22 protein-coding genes are annotated in these 17,489 nt (G+C 45.6%); 8 read left to right on the top strand and 14 right to left on the bottom strand.

Features of this window, described 5'->3' with window-relative positions:
• Positions 1-16 precede the first annotated feature (16 nt).
• From FD963_RS10165 to FD963_RS10150, 4 genes are read right to left on the bottom strand one after another with little or no spacing between them, the layout of a single operon-like run.
• A complete protein-coding gene (locus tag FD963_RS10165) occupies positions 17-787 on the bottom strand; it encodes a MipA/OmpV family protein (protein WP_215362394.1) in 771 nt (256 codons plus the stop codon).
• 27 nt (positions 788-814) lie between these two features.
• Positions 815-1,459, bottom strand: a complete 645-nt coding sequence (locus tag FD963_RS10160) for a histidine phosphatase family protein (RefSeq protein ID WP_215362393.1) — start codon at positions 1,457-1,459, stop codon at positions 815-817.
• 21 nt (positions 1,460-1,480) lie between these two features.
• Positions 1,481-1,876, bottom strand: a complete 396-nt coding sequence (locus tag FD963_RS10155; protein ID WP_215362392.1) for a GNAT family N-acetyltransferase — start codon at positions 1,874-1,876, stop codon at positions 1,481-1,483.
• Between the two features lies 1 nt (position 1,877).
• The gene (locus FD963_RS10150) at positions 1,878-2,381 is read right to left on the bottom strand and encodes an MOSC domain-containing protein (RefSeq protein WP_251367236.1); all 504 of its coding nucleotides are present in this window, start codon (positions 2,379-2,381) and stop codon (positions 1,878-1,880) included.
• 77 nt (positions 2,382-2,458) lie between these two features.
• On the opposite strand from FD963_RS10150, the gene FD963_RS10145 reads away from it, so the two are divergent.
• On the top strand, positions 2,459-3,331 hold the full coding sequence (locus FD963_RS10145) for a DMT family transporter (RefSeq protein WP_251367235.1): 873 nt from the start codon (positions 2,459-2,461) through the stop codon (positions 3,329-3,331).
• 52 nt (positions 3,332-3,383) lie between these two features.
• On the opposite strand, the gene FD963_RS10140 is transcribed toward FD963_RS10145, so the two are convergent.
• A complete protein-coding gene (locus FD963_RS10140) occupies positions 3,384-3,566 on the bottom strand; it encodes a hypothetical protein (RefSeq protein ID WP_215362391.1) in 183 nt (60 codons plus the stop codon).
• A gap of 128 nt (positions 3,567-3,694) precedes the next feature.
• On the opposite strand from FD963_RS10140, the gene FD963_RS10135 reads away from it, so the two are divergent.
• From FD963_RS10135 to FD963_RS10125, 3 genes are all read left to right on the top strand, one after another.
• On the top strand, positions 3,695-4,054 hold the full coding sequence (locus FD963_RS10135; protein ID WP_215362390.1) for a DMT family protein: 360 nt from the start codon (positions 3,695-3,697) through the stop codon (positions 4,052-4,054).
• Complete coding sequence (locus FD963_RS10130) at positions 4,051-4,287, top strand: DUF2798 domain-containing protein (RefSeq protein ID WP_215362389.1); 237 nt, start codon at positions 4,051-4,053, stop codon at positions 4,285-4,287. Before FD963_RS10135 ends, FD963_RS10130 begins: the two co-directional genes overlap by 4 nt.
• 64 nt (positions 4,288-4,351) lie before the next feature.
• Entirely contained in the window at positions 4,352-4,555 is a 204-nt protein-coding gene (locus tag FD963_RS10125; protein ID WP_215362388.1) for a hypothetical protein, read from the top strand.
• Positions 4,556-4,577: 22 nt separating this feature from the next.
• On the opposite strand, the gene FD963_RS10120 is transcribed toward FD963_RS10125, so the two are convergent.
• Complete coding sequence (locus FD963_RS10120) at positions 4,578-6,206, bottom strand: peptide chain release factor 3 (protein WP_215364010.1); 1,629 nt, start codon at positions 6,204-6,206, stop codon at positions 4,578-4,580.
• A 58-nt stretch (positions 6,207-6,264) separates the two neighbouring features.
• Entirely contained in the window at positions 6,265-7,002 is a 738-nt protein-coding gene (locus FD963_RS10115) for a pseudouridine synthase (RefSeq protein ID WP_215362387.1), read from the bottom strand.
• A gap of 100 nt (positions 7,003-7,102) precedes the next feature.
• Here FD963_RS10115 and FD963_RS10110 point away from each other — a divergent pair, with 100 nt between their 5' ends.
• Positions 7,103-8,431, top strand: a complete 1,329-nt coding sequence (locus FD963_RS10110) for a dicarboxylate/amino acid:cation symporter (RefSeq protein WP_215362386.1) — start codon at positions 7,103-7,105, stop codon at positions 8,429-8,431.
• A 3-nt stretch (positions 8,432-8,434) separates the two neighbouring features.
• Here FD963_RS10110 and FD963_RS10105 read toward each other — a convergent pair whose 3' ends face one another.
• Genes FD963_RS10105 through can form a run of 4 tightly spaced genes read right to left on the bottom strand, consistent with a single transcriptional unit; the run spans position 8,435 to position 12,207 of the window.
• Positions 8,435-9,853 (bottom strand): protein kinase, encoded by a 1,419-nt coding sequence (locus FD963_RS10105; protein WP_215362385.1) that lies wholly within the window; start codon positions 9,851-9,853, stop codon positions 8,435-8,437.
• 3 nt (positions 9,854-9,856) lie between these two features.
• Positions 9,857-10,609, bottom strand: a complete 753-nt coding sequence (locus tag FD963_RS10100; protein ID WP_215362384.1) for a metallophosphoesterase — start codon at positions 10,607-10,609, stop codon at positions 9,857-9,859.
• Between the two features lie 25 nt (positions 10,610-10,634).
• Positions 10,635-11,534, bottom strand: a complete 900-nt coding sequence (locus FD963_RS10095; protein WP_215362383.1) for a lipid A biosynthesis acyltransferase — start codon at positions 11,532-11,534, stop codon at positions 10,635-10,637.
• 1 nt (position 11,535) lies between these two features.
• Complete coding sequence (can, locus tag FD963_RS10090; RefSeq protein ID WP_215362382.1) at positions 11,536-12,207, bottom strand: carbonate dehydratase; 672 nt, start codon at positions 12,205-12,207, stop codon at positions 11,536-11,538.
• Positions 12,208-12,301: 94 nt separating this feature from the next.
• Between can and FD963_RS10085 the strand changes: the two genes are divergently transcribed.
• Positions 12,302-12,526, top strand: a complete 225-nt coding sequence (locus FD963_RS10085) for a DUF167 domain-containing protein (protein WP_215362381.1) — start codon at positions 12,302-12,304, stop codon at positions 12,524-12,526.
• A gap of 15 nt (positions 12,527-12,541) precedes the next feature.
• On the opposite strand, the gene FD963_RS10080 is transcribed toward FD963_RS10085, so the two are convergent.
• Positions 12,542-13,438, bottom strand: coding sequence for an aspartyl/asparaginyl beta-hydroxylase domain-containing protein (locus FD963_RS10080; protein WP_215364007.1), 897 nt, complete (start codon positions 13,436-13,438; stop codon positions 12,542-12,544).
• Between the two features lie 61 nt (positions 13,439-13,499).
• Between FD963_RS10080 and FD963_RS10075 the strand changes: the two genes are divergently transcribed.
• Together FD963_RS10075 and FD963_RS10070 are read left to right on the top strand one after the other, a co-directional pair.
• Positions 13,500-13,961 (top strand): hypothetical protein, encoded by a 462-nt coding sequence (locus tag FD963_RS10075; protein WP_251367234.1) that lies wholly within the window; start codon positions 13,500-13,502, stop codon positions 13,959-13,961.
• A 113-nt stretch (positions 13,962-14,074) separates the two neighbouring features.
• The gene (locus tag FD963_RS10070) at positions 14,075-14,359 is read left to right on the top strand and encodes an HU family DNA-binding protein (RefSeq protein WP_048812313.1); all 285 of its coding nucleotides are present in this window, start codon (positions 14,075-14,077) and stop codon (positions 14,357-14,359) included.
• 88 nt (positions 14,360-14,447) lie between these two features.
• Here FD963_RS10070 and rodA read toward each other — a convergent pair whose 3' ends face one another.
• Positions 14,448-15,599: a rod shape-determining protein RodA gene (rodA, locus tag FD963_RS10065; protein ID WP_215362380.1), complete on the bottom strand. Its 1,152-nt coding sequence runs from the start codon at positions 15,597-15,599 to the stop codon at positions 14,448-14,450.
• A complete protein-coding gene (mrdA, locus tag FD963_RS10060) occupies positions 15,581-17,488 on the bottom strand; it encodes a penicillin-binding protein 2 (RefSeq protein ID WP_215362379.1) in 1,908 nt (635 codons plus the stop codon). Before mrdA ends, rodA begins: the two co-directional genes overlap by 19 nt.
• Position 17,489: the final 1 nt, after the last annotated feature.

Below are 17,489 nucleotides of genomic sequence, written 5' to 3'. Positions count from 1 at the left end.
GCCGGATTCTATCTGCTTACTTAAAGCGATACGCAAGTGCCATAAAGACATTGTCTTGGAATGAGCGATTCATGACTGGGCTGTTATTAATTCCACCACCCATCCATTTGCGTTTGCCATACACGTTGATGTACCAGTTATCCACCACTGGAATTTCCACCATGAGTCCCGCTAAAAGATTGTTTGTTGCGGGGGCGCTATAAGCCGCATAACCAGTAGCTGTCGACTCTCCAGGGTTGATGCCATAGTAGTAATTAGCATATTGACTTGACTGTCGTTCCACACCAATTTGCGGATAGACGATTACTTTTTTATAGGTTTCAATTTCGGCGAAGTATAAAAATTCATAGAGCGCCCCTTTTGACTTCCCGAAGTCATGATAGGCATTAACAAAAAATCCCCCAATGGGCGTTTCCTGAAAAGTTCCTAGGCCAAGGGGTATTGGGTCGCTTCGATTGATAGAGTTGCCATTAATTGACGACTTTACTTTGTAGGTATCTAAATTAATTTTTCCGATGACTTCAAAATAGCCGTAGCCCATCTTGAAGGTCTTAATGCCTACCTCATCAATGCGAGCGAAAAAACGCTGATAGTCAAAAAAGGCATAGGGCAGAGCTAAGGATTGAGTGCCTTCGGTGCCAATGTGTAAGTTAGAGGTGTAAACGGCCGCGCCGATATCGCCAACAATGCGATCCGGAAGTGCATCCGGAATATCATCTAACGCGTAGGCGGGAATATAGATTGCAGCGGCAATTAAAAGAGTCGTTATGCGAAAAATCGATTTCATGTATGCATCATAAGCCCTTGTGGGCTACTAGAGATCTAGATTATCTAGAGATAAATCCTCTAGATGGCTTGTATCTGCCCAGCTATTCACTTTCCATGCAAGCCCATCATGACTGATCCAGTTGACAGAGGCATTGGGTACGGTAACGGCCTTTTCTGCATCCAGAGCTTGATTGCTCGCAATTCTGTACATCATATCTAATGCGCCTCCATGACTGACCAGCAAAATAGTTTTACCTGGATGTTGTTTGCAGATCTCGATAAGCGTAGTTTTAATGCGATCTGCAAATTGTTGAATGCTTTCTCCATTACGTAAGTTTTCTTCAATATTTCTGCTGAGATGAGATTCCCAGAGATCTGGTTCACGCATTGGGGCTTCATCAGTAGTGAGCCCCTGCAGGGCGCCAAGATGGCGCTCTCTGAGTGCGGCATTTGGGATCGCAGTTGTGTCGAATAATTCTTCAATGGCTTGTGCAGTCTTGGCTGCACGCTGAAGATCGCTAGTATATAAAACATCAAATTGCAGCTGAATATTTTTGAGGGCACGCGCCATTTGTCTTGCTTGTGCTAAGCCTCTGGCATTGAGGCTAATGTCAGTGTGGCCTTGAAGGCGGTGCGCAGCATTCCAGTCGGTTTCTCCGTGGCGAACTAAGCAAAATCGAGTAATAGTCATATGGCAATGATAAAGACGGAATTACTTTTTGAGAGTCCAGGCGCGCGGATTGTGTTCAAAGCCAATATGCTCGTAATATTCATTCGCCTTGGGTGCTGCTAAAAGCACAATCATGCATTCAGGACCAAGACGTAGCTTGGTTTCCTCAATTAGTTGCTTGCCGATGCCAGAGCGTTGATATTTTTCATCAACGGCTAAATCCGCAAGATAGGCTACATAAGAGAAGTCAGTCAGAGAGCGAGAAATGCCCACCAAAGCTTCGCCGTTCCAAGCGGTAATAGTGAGATTGGCGTTCTTGAGCATGTCCTCAAATGTTTGAACGTTATGAATGGGGCGGCGCTCTCCAAGAGTCGAGCGCTTGTATAAGTCTATGGCTTGTTCTGCGCTAATAATGGCGTTGTCGCGGTATTGAATCATGTCACCCCTCATTCCCGATAAATAGCTTATCACCCACAGTGAGGGCCCCGGAATTTAAAATCTCAGCTCGAATACCGCCACGCCCTTCGAATGCGTCCATGAAGCTTAGCCTACTCAGTAATTGCGCCGGTCTCTCGCAGGGGGTGCATAGTTCTGTGCCGAGTAGTTGAATGCTGCCGATCTGAAATGGTTTGCCTACAAGGGCATTGAGTTCGGAAGCCGCAATGCCTGCAAGCACAATATTGCGGCGTGTTTCAGGGCCGTCAAAAGTAGGCTCATCACCAGCTGTTAACCAGTCATTGGCTGTATTGATTCCAGATACGGCAATGATGCTGATATGACGCACTTTAGTTGGCTCAATGGCCGAATAGGCACCCGTGCCTAGCGCATAACGGTCGCCTTCAAGGCCAATACCAGCCATGGCTTTAGCAGTGCTGACAGATAGCATCTGGGTCCCAGCAGATGCTGCTAGATAGATGGCTTGAATATAGGCATTGAGTTTCATATGGAGCACTTACATATTACAGCCCACGCCATGATGATTGTTAATACAATTAATACAACATAAGACAAAGGGCGATAGTGAATAAAGAAAGCAAGGGAATGCTGATTGGTTTTGTCGGCATTCTAATTTTTAGCTTAACGCTACCAGTAAGTAAGATTGCCGTTTTAAGCTTTAACCCTTATTTCATTGCTTTCGGTAGAGCAACTTTGGCAGGACTAGTTGCACTCGCCTATCTTGCTTACAAAAAAGAGGGTGCACCTAGCAAGGTAGATTTCGTGAAATTTGTCGTCATCGCCTTGGGCGTTGTATTTGGCTTTCCCATATTTACCACCGTTGCCATGACTCAAGGTTCGTCCTCACATGGCGCAGTGATTTTAGGGATGATGCCGCTTGCTACAACCGTTATTGGAGTGCTGCGCTTTAAAGAGCGCCCTTCCTTAGGATTCTGGCTAGTGTCTTTGTTGGGTGCGGGCTTGGTCATTTTGTACGCTCTATTGAAAAGCTCCGGCAGCTTTACGTATATTGATGGTCTTTTGGTGTTGGGTGGGATCAGCGCATGCATTGGCTATGTAGAGGGCGGCGAACTCTCCAGAAATATGAATCCTCGCGCTGTTATTTCTTGGGCCTTGGTCATTTCCTTGCCGCTGAACATTGTGATGAGTTGGCTCACCTACAGCCCTGAATATATTCATGCGGGTGTTGTGGCCTGGACTAGCTTTGTCTATCTGAGTTTATTTCCCATGTTTCTTGGCTTCTTCTTTTGGTATGAGGGCCTTGCGATTGGCGGTATTGCACGTGTCAGTCAAGTGCAATTAATTCAGCCGTTTTGCACTCTAGTTGCAGCAAGCGTTTTGTTGGGCGATTCACTCACGGTAATGAATTTAATCTTTGCTATGTTGGTTGTGTCTACCGTCATCCTTGGGAAAAGAATGCTGGTAAAAAGAGCGTAGTGTTATTTGTAACCATGAAATTAAAAAGCCCCGGTTAAACGGGGCTTTTTAATTATGCGGCAACAACTTTGTGTTTGCTGAGTGCACGCAAGATTTTGCTTTTCTCTTTGGGTTTGGTGCTCGATTCTAGTAACTTATTAAGTTGGGTGGTATTCAGGGGGCCTAAGCGCGCTTTTCCTGTTTTAGTGAGCATAGAGTCATTTTTTCTGGTTCTTTGATTTTGGCCTACAGCCATGGAGTTTTCCTAGAGTAATGGAATGATGAATCTCAAAGACTTTTGCAAGAGATTCCCCTGTCTAGGGCGCACAATAGTGATCACAGTCCAGAATAACAGTTAACAAGCCTAGAAGCTATGATGTAGTCATGATCAATCTATCTATATTCAATAGCCCAATTAGCTTCATTGGCCTATTAGCACTATCCAATGTATTTATGACGTTCGCTTGGTATGCGCACCTAAAAAACTTATCGGCCAAGCCATGGTGGATTGCAGTTTTAGTTAGCTGGGCGATTGCTTTATTCGAGTATGCCTTGCAGGTTCCGGCTAATCGAATAGGCTATCAGTTCTTTAGTCTGGGACAACTCAAGATTGCCCAAGAAGTGATTACTCTCAGTGTATTTGTTCCATTTGCTGTTTTTTACATGGGCGAGCCATTTAAAACCGATTACATCTGGGCGGGATTTTGTTTATTGGGCGCCGTCTACTTTATGTTTAGATCATGATTCAGATACAAAACCTTATATTTGCTTTAATCATGGGGTGCTTGATGTCTTTAAGCATTACGCTTGCAACTACATTTGCGCGCATAGGTTTTGCAGAAAATTTCTTTGGGGCTTGGTTTGGGGTATGGTTGGTGGCTTACCCGGTTGCGATTGCCGGCATTTTGATATACAAGCCGCTTGCTAGCAATATCACTGCGGCCGTTATAGAAAAACTAAGATCTCATGAATCTTAAATTACCTATCAAGGATCTTTGTATGAATGCATTGATAAAATATTCCCTCTTGAGCATATGTTGCATGTCTATGCTGGCAGCATGTGCTGCGGTATACACCGATGCATCCGATGCAAATCACGTTACTTTTCTAAACAGTAGCAGTGAATCAATTGAGCAATTAACTCAGAAGGCTAGCGCCTATTGTGCGCAGTACGGCAAGGTTGCCTCGTTCAGAAGTAGTGATACGCAGTTGGTTTCTGTCTTTGATTGCAAAACAGCACGCTAAGTTATTACAACGGCCAGGCGAATTAGCCTGCCAAATCGGATTGATAAATTAAGCCGGCATGCTCTCTAAGCGCGTGGAATTGAATGGACTCCCAACGTTGTTGGGCAACATCTAGCTCTGATTTATGTGATGCCAAGAAAACAGATGCGCCCACCACGTCTTCTGCCATGCGATGGATGTTTTCTTGGGTAAATTTTTTCAGGGCAACAGGGTCATCTGAGCTAACCCAACGAGCCAAACTATAGCGTGCAGGTAGAAGCCGTACTTCTGCGCCATATTCGGTTTGCAGTCGATGGCTTACCACCTCAAATTGAAGTTGACCAAAAGCGCCAAGCAGCATCGTACCCCCTGCCATTGGCCTAAAGACCTGAATGGCGCCTTCTTCTCCCAGCTGCATCAGTCCGGTACGCAATTGTTTGGAGCGCAAGGGATCGGCAGACTCAACCATGCGGAAAATTTCTGGTGCAAAGAATGGGAGCCCCGTAAATTGCAATTGCTCACCTTCGGTTAAGGTATCGCCTAAGCGCAGCAAGCCATGATTTGGCAAGCCAATGATGTCACCCGGAAAAGCCTCATCCAAAATATCACGTCTTTGGGATAAGAAAGATAGCGCATTGTTGGTTCGTACTTCTTTGCCGTTGCGACAAATCTTGAGTTTCATGCCGCGCTGAAAATGGCCAGAACAGATGCGTAAAAAAGCCACACGGTCACGATGTGCGGGATCCATGTTCGCCTGAATCTTGAACACAACAGCTGAGAATTTGTTCTCAGCAGGGCTGACCTCGCGTTGCAAGGCTTTGCGTGAGCCTGGCGACGGTGCGAGTTCTACTAATGTATTGAGAATCTCGCGCACACCAAAGTTATTGATGGCCGAGCCAAAGAAGACTGGTGACTGCCGGCCGGCTAGAAAGGCTTCGAGATCAAATGCAGGCATTGCTTCTTTGATGAGATCTACTTCTGCCAAGGCGTTTTCTAGGTCTGTGCCTAGGCGCTCTTTAAGGGCTGGGTCATTTATGGCAACCACTGCATGTGAGTCTTCGGTCACGCGATCTTCGCCTGCTTTAAACATGCGCATACGAGCATTGGCTATATCAATCACACCAGCAAAGGATTTGCCCATGCCAACTGGCCAAGTGAAGGGTACTACCTCTATGCCAAGTGCGGTTTCAATCTCATCCATTAATTCCATTGGAGGCTTAACTTCGCGGTCCATCTTATTAATGAATGTCACGATAGGTGTATTGCGCGCACGGCAAACTTCAAGCAAGCGTAATGTTTGAGATTCAACACCATTTGCCGCATCAATCACCATGAGAGCAGAGTCAACCGCAGTCAACACGCGGTATGTATCCTCTGAGAAGTCTTGGTGACCTGGTGTATCTAATAGATTAATGATGCAATCGCGGTATTCCATCTGCATCACCGAGCTTGCTACGGAGATGCCGCGCTGCTTTTCAATTTCCATCCAGTCAGATGTTGCATGACGGCTAGCTTTGCGCGCTTTAACACTTCCTGCGATCTGAATAGCCCCCGCATACAGTAATAACTTTTCTGTAAGCGTAGTTTTGCCCGCATCTGGGTGAGAGATGATCGCAAAGCTGCGACGTCTAAGTACTTCTGCGCCTGGAGTGCTGGAGGTAAGAGTTTCGATGGTAATTCTGCGTTGAGTAATCTAGGTTCGGAGGCAATTATAAGCGTGCCAATGCACTTCAGAACTGCTCATGAGCCCCTACGTAGCGCCATTGCCCGGGAGGAAGCGGTCCCAATGAGATGCGACCCATTCTGACGCGTTTGAGGCCTATCACTTTGAGGCCCACCATCTCACACATCCGACGAATTTGGCGCTTACGCCCTTCGCGCAACACAAAGCGAAGCTGATCTTCATTCTGCCAGCTTACCTGTGCAGGCTTGAGTTCTACACCATCAAGAGAGAGGCCATGTTTTAGGCGATCCAAATCTTCGAAAGAGAGGGCTCCCTCTACGCGCACTAAATATTCTTTTTCAACGGGGCTATTTTCCCCGATCAATAATTTCGCAATACGACCATCTTGAGTGAGAACCAGCATGCCAGTGGAGTCAATATCCAGCCTGCCAGCCGGCGCCAGTCCTTTAGTATTGAAGCGAGGGCTTCTGCCTTTATCAAGCGGACTGGCAAAGTAATTTTCAGGGGTAATCAAAGAGGCGGCTGGTTGATATTCCTGCTCGTCGTCATAGTGAGAAATATAGCCAACGGGTTTATTCAGGATGACAGTAATGCGAGAGGCTTGCTGTGCTTTAGCCCCGGATTGCAATTCAATTTTTTGATGACGGAAGGCGCGAACGCCTAATTCGTTAACCACTTCGCCATCTACTGTTACTAAACCTTGCTCAATATATGAATCCGCTTCACGGCGGGAGCAAAGACCAAGCTCGGAGAGTAATTTTGAGACGCGTACTTTTTCTTCCATGCTTGCATTATCCGGTATTGGGGCCAATTATTGGCCTGGAGTTAATATGGGGGCAGACGAAATAAAAAAGCCAGCACATATTTTAATAAAGGATGACCAAATGACCGTTACATTAAAAAAACCACCAATCTATAAAATCCTTTATTTTCAAGTACTTACAGCGGTTGTAATTGGTGTTTTACTGGGCCATTTTTACCCAAGCTTGGGTACAGAAATGAAGCCATTTGGGGATGCCTTCATTAAAGGCATCAAGATGTTAATTGCCCCCATTATTTTTTGTACGGTAGTTTTGGGTATTGCTGGCATGGAAGACATGAAGAAGGTTGGCAAAACTGGTGGACTAGCACTGTTGTACTTTGAGATTGTGAGCACTATTGCTTTGATGGTCGGCTTGGTTGTGGTGAATGTGCTTCAGCCTGGCGCTGGCATGAACATCGATCCTGCAAGCTTAGATACCAAAGGAATTGCTGCGTATACCGGGCCCGGAAAAATGGGCACCACTACGGATTTCTTAATGAATATTATCCCGAGCAGCGCGGTTGATGCATTTGCTAAGGGTGAAATTTTGCAGGTCCTTTTTATTGCAATCTTGTTTGGATTTGCATTGCATAAGTTCGGCGGTCGCGGAACGATGGTGTTTGACTTAATTGAAAAAACATCCCATGTTCTCTTTGACATGATTGGTGTGATTATGAAGTTCGCACCTATTGGCGCATTTGGCGCAATGTCATTCACCATTGGTAAATATGGCATTGGCTCTTTGTTCTCATTGGGCAAGCTCATGGGCTCGTTTTATTTAACCTGCTTGCTATTTGTATTTATTGTTTTGGGAATCATCGCGCGAATTAATGGGTTCAATATTTTTAAATTCGTGCGCTACATTAAAGAAGAGTTGTTAATTGTTTTAGGTACTTCATCATCAGAATCCGTCTTGCCACGTATGATGGAAAAAATGGAGCTGTTGGGCGCCAAGAAAACGTGTGTTGGCCTCGTTATTCCAACGGGTTATTCATTCAACCTAGATGGCACTTCTATTTATCTAACAATGGCCGCAGTATTTATCGCACAAGCAACCAATACGCCAATGACACTCATGCAGGAGGTCACACTCTTGCTGGTGCTATTGCTGACGTCTAAAGGTGCAGCAGGCGTTACTGGTAGTGGCTTTATCGTTTTGGCAGCTACTCTTTCTGCTGTCGGAGATGTTCCGGTTGCTGGTTTGGCCATCATCTTGGGTATCGACCGCTTTATGTCTGAAGCACGAGCGCTGACGAATTTAGTTGGCAATGGCGTGGCTACGATTGTGGTTGCCAAGTGGACTGGTGAGCTAGACCAAAAGCAGCTAACTAGCGTCCTCAATCGCGATAACTGGATTGAAGCACAAGAGCCGGAACTAATCTTAGATCAAAAGCAGGACAAAATGCGCTGAGAATTAAGTGCGCACAATGTGAACGCTACAGGGAGCCTCTTCGACGATTTTGGTCATTGAGGTTCTCCAAGGCGTCACCTTATTAGGCAACTTATGTGATGCTCCGATCAAAATGAGGGATGCATCATTGTCTTTGGCAAATTCAACGATTCGCGACGCAGGATCAAGCGCCTCAAGTACGTGATAAGAAATTCTTTCGGGTGGTAATTTGAGTGGTTTAGCCCACTCCATCAGCTGTACTAAGTGGCCACGCACGATACCGCTAGCAGTTTGACTTTCGTGATTGCCTTCATACGTTGGCGTGCTGGCAATCGTGCTTAGGCAAATTAGGCGACTTTCAGGATAAGCCTGCAATAAATTCTTTGCTGTGAGTTGCATACGCTCACGCAGAGCTTCATCGGATTGACGTGTATCTATTGCGGCAATCATGAGGGGCGCATCAAGGTTGCCCATGCTGGGCCGAGGGCTAGGAGAGGGCTCGTAACCAGCCGCTTTGAACATTCCTTTGAGGTTTTCCCAAAAGCTAGGCGGCTCAACGCGGTCGGCGCGTTCGGTTAGCGTAACGCCCTCAGGGTCTCGCAATACTTGACGTAAACGCGCAGCGCTTTGATAGCGATCTGCAGCGCGAGGCTCTAGACATCTCAGCACCACCTCTTGTAACCAGCGAGGAATTTCTCTGCGAATGGCGCGTGGCGGAAAGGGTTCTGCCCACATCCTTTTCCGCAAGCCGCTCATTGTTTGAGGGTTACCAAATGGCAGCTCGCCAGTCAGCAGCTCGTACATGATCACGCCAATAGAAAAAATATCGCTGCGCGAATCAGAGCGAATGCCGGCTACTTGTTCAGGAGAGATATAAGGTGCAGAGCCGATACCTTTGCGCATCTCTTCTGCAAGCAAGTCTGGGTATCGAGCGTGGTGCGACAAACCAAAATCAATGAGTGTTAACTTGCCCTTCTCATCAATCAAAACATTTTCAGGCTTTACATCTAGGTGAATGGCATCTTGTGAGTGCAGTGATTGAACAGCTTGCGCTAAATCTGCGCCAATACGTACGACGTCATCAATCGTAAATACTTTGCCTTCTTTTATGTAGTCCTCTAATGGGCGGCCGTCAACCCTTTCCATTGCAATATAAGGGCGCGTGGCCATATTGCCCGAACCTAAATATTGAGGAACGTAAGGACTTTTTAGGGAGCGCAAGATAGTGAGTTCAGTTTCAAAGCCGATCAAACTCTCCACTGGTTGATCTCTACCAACACGCGGTATCTTCAGCAAAATAGGAACATCTATTCCCTCTTTAGTTGCTGAAAAAAGGCTAGCCATTCCGCCGCGGTGAACTTCCTTGCCTAAAACAAATCCATCTACTACTTTGCCTTCTTGAAATATATCGTCTACTGCTTCAATATCGGTATTGATGGACATTATTTATTTGCCAGTGATGAGGCGGTTTGCCAGATCTTCTGGCAGGCCGGCGCGACGTACTTTCTCTGCAGCAGTGTAGTGGTCGTAGGGTGTGCGATGAAATGTCAATGCTTCTGATGCGGGCTCAAAAACGGCAAAGCAGGCTTCTGGATTGCCATCTCTGGGTTGACCAAGCGAGCCCACAACGCCGACCCATTGGCGATGAGGTAGCACAGGAATTTCATCGCCGGGGTGTGGTGCAAATCGAATGAGTTTCCCAACAGCGCTTTGATAAAAAAGCGCTTGCTCATGTGCATGACCAACAAAAGTGTAATTTTTCCCAGAGCTTTGCACGCAACGCCATGCACTCATGCTGTCGGTGATGTAATTCCACTCGGCCGGATTGTAAGCAGAGGCATGCACAAAACAAATCCGCTCTTCTTGAACCATCAGCGGAAGATTTTTAAGGAACTCTATATGGCCATTGTTTAGTTGAGATTTTGTCCACTCAATGGCAGCATTGGCACTAGCGTTCATTTGATTGCGGCTATCTTTAAAAACGGCCTCATCATGATTGCCGAGAATGGCAATCGCTTTTTTGTTTTCTACGAGCGCGGCAACGCGTTCAAGCAGTGCGACGGGATCGGCGTTATAGCCCACGAGGTCACCTAGAAACACCATGCGAGTAACGCCAAGTTCCTCGGCGCGAGCCATGCAGGCATCAAAAGCTTCTAAATTGCTGTGGAGATCGGCAAATAGCCCAATACGTTCAGTCATCCCTTAATGATAGGACAAAAGGCCCCTAGATAGAAGGGTTATAGGGGCTCGGACCATTATCTGGGCGATTTTTAAAGCGCTTATGAACCCAGTAGTATTCGGCCGGCCTAAGTCGAATTTCTTCCTCAAAGTATTGATTAAGGCGTGCGGTATCAGACTTGGGGTCTGCCCCGGGAAAATTCTCTAAAGGCTTCCCAATTTCGCAAAGGTAACCTGATTCATCTGCTTTTAATGTGGTGGTCATTAAGCATACGTCAGCACCAGTAATTTTTGCTAAGCGAGAAATGGTGGTAATGGTGTTTGTTTGGATTCCAAAAAATGGTACAAATTCAGAATCCTTGAGACCCAAATCAAGATCCGGCGCAATGATGATGAAGTCTCCATTGCGAATTTCTCGGATGATCGCCTTTGCATTGCCTTGGCGATCAATTGAATTCCCGCCAAAACGATTGCGCCATTCGACAATTCGCTTATTAAAAAAGGGATTCTTCATTCTCTGAAAAAATCCTGAGGTACGCGGCCAATGTTTTGTTTTGGAGAGTGCACTCAAAATAATGCTGCCCTCAATCCCCGTGAAATGCATGTTTACTAAGATGCGTGGTTTTTTGCTGGAAAGATCAACTGCTGATTTCACCTCAATCATATTGCTTAGTTGTTTGGAGCTGCCACACCAGATAATGCTTTTCTCTACCAGACTACGTCCAAGCAATCGCCAATGCTCTTTGGCAAGATCGTTGATTTCAGCCGGACTTAATTTTGGAAAGCATAAATGGAGATTTGTTTTGACGACTCGATTTCTATCGCTTGGAATACGAGCCGCAATATATCCAAGGCCGTAGCCCAGCGCAACCAGAAGCTTGTATGGCAAGAGTGCAAGTAGCTTGAGTAGAGCAACGACTACTTGATTGGAAAAAGACTTCAGCAAATTAGTTTTGCTCTGATTCGTAACGCTTTACGGATTTGGCATAGCGCTCTGCCATTTCTTCAATAGAGCTGCTCGACATACCCAAATCATTTACTAGGCCAGTTTCAAGGCGATAAGCCCAGCCATGAACGGTGAGATCTTGCCCGCGTGCCCAAGCATCTTGCACAATGGTTGTTTCGCATACGTTAACCACTTGCTCAATAACATTGAGTTCGCAAAGGCGATCTTGACGCTTAGGGGTTGGAATAGCTTCGCCTAAATAACGCTCATGTTTTTGATGTACATCCTTAACGTGACGCAACCAGTTGTCGGCTAAGCCAACTCGCTTGTCGGTGAGCGCCGCATGAACACCAGAGCAACCGTAATGACCTACTACTAATATGTGTTTTACCTTTAGTAAATCAATTGCAAATTGAATAACAGACAAGCAATTCAAATCAGTATGAACAACTACGTTTGCAACATTTCGGTGAACGAATAATTCGCCAGGAAGCAAGTTCACAATGTCATTCGCCGGCACTCGGCTATCAGAACAGCCAATCCACAGATATTCAGGAGCTTGCTGAGAAACGAGGCGCTTAAAGAAATCGGCATCCTTTGCCACCATGCTTTCGGCCCAGGTGCGATTGTTGGCAAATAGCTGCTCTAGCGCTTGAGAATTCTTCATCGTCATGCTTTCAGTTTAAAGTACTTTAATGACGCCTAATTGGTTAAAACAAACCCCCACCGGAATTATCTTAAATTTGCACTGTCAGCCAGGAGCCAAGGTGACCAAGGTCGTTGGCCTGCATGATGGGTGTTTAAAGATTTCTTTACAGGCGCCTGCCCTGGAAAATAAGGCTAATGAGCTCTTATTGGCTTGGCTTTCTAAGCAATTAAGGGTGCCTCAAAAACAAATTCAATTCGTTTCTGGTCAAAATAGCCGCAAGAAACGAGTGGAAATTTGGGGGCCTATCAGTCCTGAGCAAATTACGCAGTTGTTAAGTCCATGATTTTAGAGTCAGTACTTACCAAAAAATTGCCCACAAGATTCCCAAAATAAGCACCCACTTACCCACGTAATAAACGGAGCGATGTTTTGCTTTAAGCTTTTTTGCTTGCGCGCGGAGATGGTAGAAATAGGTGAACAAAATATTTACGAAACCTATTTTTTCACCTTCAACATTTTGGGATGATGCGGCGCTCATAACATAGCGTCCAAACCAGCGATTGAATAGCGCAACTGCCTTTGTGTGAACTGGGCGTTCGACATCGCAAAATAAGATGATTCTTTGCTGATCTGTTTCATTGGCGGCGAAGTGAATGTAAGTTTCATCAAACATCACTGCTTCACCATCTTTCCAGAAATAACGCTCTCCATCCACATCAATAAAACATTTCGGGTCGTTGGGAGTAGTTAGGCCAATGTGATAGCGCAAGGAGCCTGCGTAGGGGTCACGATGGCGCACCAGCGTTGCTCCAGGAGGCAGAGAGGCGAACATGGCAGCCTTGACCGAAGGGATTGATTTAAGCAGTGCAACCGTTTTGGGGCATCCTGCTTGGGCTGAGGGCACCTCTTTTCCGTACCAGCAGAGATGAAAACGCTTCCACCCAGTGCGAAAGAAGGAGTTAAAGCCAATATCGTTGTATCCAGTTGCCGCAGCAATAGAGCCGCCTTCCTGCAGTGAAAGTGCTTCTTGCCGAATCATTTCCCAGTTATCTTGGATGGGTTGCATTTCAGGAAATTGACTTACCGGAATAAAGGCGCCAGGTTTTACTTTTGAAAATAAATACAAAAGTGCATTTACGGGCGCCAAAAGCACTTGATAGTCGGTCAGGGATCTAACGACCCCAAAACGAACTTTTCCTCTGAAATAGACGTAAACAGCCGATGCTATAAATACAAAAAAAATAATGTGACGAATTTCCATGAGCTTTGTCTAAGTGAGGTAATGGTTGTTATTTTAATTTGTATATGAGCTCCAAATGGACTATTTCTTATGGACGGATGCCCATATACTTCAAGCAGAGGGTTTAAAAACCGGATTAGGGTTTATGTGGATTTTTGCTAAGGAAGATCTTATGAATAGCTTTATAAAGTGGCTCTTAAGCCTTGTTTTAATTGGGTTAGTGGGTATTTCACTCTACACGTGGGGTATGCTCACCTGGAGCTATGGCAGCGGAGAGCGCGCAGGGTACGTGCAGAAATTCTCTAATCGCGGTTATATATGCAAAACTTGGGAAGGGGAATTAGCCATGGTTTCTATGCCGGGCACGATGTCAGAAAAATTCCTCTTTACGGTGCGTGAAGATGCTGTGGCGCAAAAAATAAATGCTAATTTAGGTAAAAAGGTTGCCCTAAAGTATGAGCAACACATTGGTTTGCCAACTACCTGTTTTGGCGATACTGAGTATTTTGTTTCTGATATCACCGTTTTGGATGAGTAATTTGTAGTCGTAGTAAAAAATTGCTGTAACGCAACTTTATTTTTGTAATTTTTTGTGGTTAAAATCATGTAAGCGTAATGTGCGCTGACATCAATATCTATAAGGAGCTTCACTTGAACAAAGCCGAACTAATCGCAGCGATTGCTGACGACGCGGAGATTTCTAAAGCCAAAGCTGAATTCGCATTGAATTCTGCAATCGACACAATCATCAAAGCTGTTACTAAAGGTGACTCAGTACAACTGATCGGCTTTGGTACTTTTGCTTCTGGCAAGCGTGCTGCACGTATGGGTCGTAACCCAAAAACTGGTGAGCCACTCAAAATTGCTGCTGCAAAAACTGTTAAGTTTTCTGCTGGTAAAGCATTTAAAGATTCAGTTAACAAGCGTAAGAAGTAATTCTTCCTTTGTTGATAAAAAGCCCGGCATGCCGGGCTTTTTTATTTCTTCAGGAATCTCAATCAATCCAATACATCGCCGCGCTGAGTTAACTTTGCACTAAACGACGATGACGATGGATGCTCATTAATATTCCTGCGCCAAATCCAAGCGTCACTAATGCAGTACCGCCATAGCTAATAAATGGAAGTGGCACACCAACTACTGGTAAGAGACCGCTCACCATGCCAATGTTGACAAATGCATAGGTAAAGAAAATTAAAGTCACTGATGCGCCTAAAAGGCGTGTAAACAAGTTTGGCCCGCTAGCTGAGATTGCTAGACCTCTTTTAATGAGCGCGAAGAACAAGGCAATCAATATCAGGTTTCCCAATAAACCAAACTCTTCCGAGAACACCGCAAAGACAAAGTCAGTATGTTTTTCTGGAATAAATTCTAGATGTGCTTGTGTTCCTTGGAACCAACCTTTGCCAAAAAATCCGCCAGAGCCAATTGCGATCATCGATTGAATGGTATGAAAGCCTTTGCCAAGGGGGTCGCTAGTCGGATCTAGCAGAGTGCATATACGATGCTTCTGATAGTCGTGAACAAATGGCCACACTACATCGTGGGCGCAAATGGTGCCGCCAAAAATAATAATTAACAAAATACCAATAACACCTAAGCCCACAAATGGCAGTATCCATTTCCAGGGCAGCCCTGCCAAAATGATGACGTATAGCCCTGCCGCAAAAACGAGGAGCGCCGTTCCCAGATCTGGTTGGCGTGCAATTAAAAAAACCGGGATAGCTAAGATCACGGCAGCAACACCATAGTCCCAGGATTTTTGAATGCCTTCCCGCTTTTGAAAGTACCAAGCAAGCATGAGCGGCATCGCAATCTTCATGATCTCAGATGGCTGAATGACAAATCCAATATTGAGCCAGCGACGCGCACCTTTTTTAATGAGTCCGAATGCGGCCACCCCGATTAAGAGGGCAACACCAAATCCATAAATCCAAACTGCACCCATCTCTAACCATTTTGGTGGAATACGTGAAACGACCCACATCACTAGAAACGAGAGTGCGAGATTACGTAATTCATCTGCAATTTGTACGGGAGTGTTTTGACTTGCAGATAAAAAAGTAAAAAAGCCAACGGCCGCTAAGCCAAGCAGAATAAGGCCTAGCTGGCGGTCTAAACCAGCGAAGATGCTGGAGAAAAATCCTTTAACTTTGATTAAGGGGCTCTTTTCCATTCCGGAACCTCCTTGGGCCACTTGCCCTCAATGTAGTAGTCCAATGCTTGACGCGCAATCGGAGCAGCATACTGTGCGCCGAAGCCTGCGTTCTCTACAACCATCGCAATCACAATGGTTGGTTTATCCGCTGGAGCAAAGGCGATATACAAGGCATGGTCGCGCAAAAATTCTGCTGTAGATCCATGTTTGTAATCTTTGGAGTTCAAGCTAAATACTTGCGCAGTTCCGGTTTTTCCGCCCACTTGATATCCAGTGCCCTTAAATGCTGCGGCAGATGTGCCAGAGTTATTAACCTCGACCATAGCCTTCTTGATCACTTCAATATTCTCAGCATTGAGATCGATGCGATAACTTTCTTTGGGGGTTGTCAGCACTCTGTTGCGAGTAAATGGATCTTCAATAGCTTTGACTAAGTGAGGCTTCATCACAATACCGTTATTGGCTACATTTGCCATGGCATGGGCTAACTGCAAAATTGTGAAAGCGTTGTAACCCTGTCCAATACCCAGGGAAATAGTTTCACCCTCGTACCACTTTTGCTGCTCAGGTTTTTTGAAAGTATTTTTCTTCCATTCGGTGGATGGCAAAACACCTCTTGCTTCGCCTTGTAAATCGATGCCAGTAATTTGACCAAAGCCTAATGGCTTCATAAAATCGGCAATCATGTTTACGCCCATGTCTCGGGCAAGCATGTAGTAATAAGTGTCACAAGATTCAACAATCGACTTTTGCATATCGACAATTCCGTGACCACCTTTTTTATCATCCCGGAAGGTGTGGTTACCAAAATCAAAGTAACCAGGATCCGAAATAGTTTGTGATGGCGTGCGCTTTTTATTTTCTAAGGCCGCCAATGCCATAAAAGGTTTGTATGTTGATCCCGGTGGATAGATGCCTTTTAGTGGGCGGTTATAGAGTGGCTTCTGTGGTGAGTCATTTAACTCTTTCCAAGTCACTGAATCAATGCCTTCCACAAAATCATTCGGATTGAAGTTGGGCTTAGAGACAAAAGCCAATACGTCACCCGTCTCCGGTTCAATCGCCACAAATGCACCGCGGAAATTTCCATACAGTTGCTCAACTAAATATTGAAGCTTGATATCAACTGAGAGAACTACATTTTTGCCGGGAACCGAAGGAGAGCTAGAAAGTGTGCGCACTGGTTTGCCGCCCGCAGTAATTTCTACTTGATCGTAACCAGGCACGCCACGCAATACCGTTTCATAACTTTGCTCTAAACCAATCTTGCCTACGTACTGAATGCCAGGTAAAAAAGAAGCCTGCAAAGCATCGGGATCATCGGCCTTGGCGCCCTCAATTTCAGTCTGCATGCGCTCTTTGTCGCGCTGTGAAACTCGGCCAATATAGCCAATTAGGTGGGAGGCTAATTCGTTGTATGGATACTCCCGAAAGCTTCTGGCTCGGATTTCTACCCCAGGAAAGCGATAGCGATTTGCCATAAACCGGGCAGTTTCGGTCTCGTTGAGCATGGAACGCAGGGGAAAAGTGCCCATATTGCGAGAATCCTCCAGGGAGCGCTTGAAATTGCGACGATCCCGAGGCGAAATAGCAACGATTTCAGAAAGATCGTTGATGAGTTGATCTACATTCCCTTTGACTTCTTCGGCATTCACATCCAAGGTTAGGGCGGAATAATTTCGACCAATAACGATGCCATTGCGATCAATAATGAGCCCGCGATTTGCCGGCGCTGGAACCAAGGCAATGCGATTGCTTTCAGCCAGAAGTGCGTATTTTCCGTGGCTTACTAGTTGTAGCCATACAAGACGGGTGATGAGTAGTAAAAAGCAAAACGTGACAAATAGAGTCGCAATATGAATGCGCTCTTGAAAAGAGTCGAGATTCGGTTTTTTAAAAGAAACCATG

Source organism: Polynucleobacter sp. JS-JIR-II-50 (assembly GCF_018687895.1).
GTDB lineage: Bacteria > Pseudomonadota > Gammaproteobacteria > Burkholderiales > Burkholderiaceae > Polynucleobacter.
This window is presented reverse-complemented; position numbering and strand designations above follow the sequence as displayed.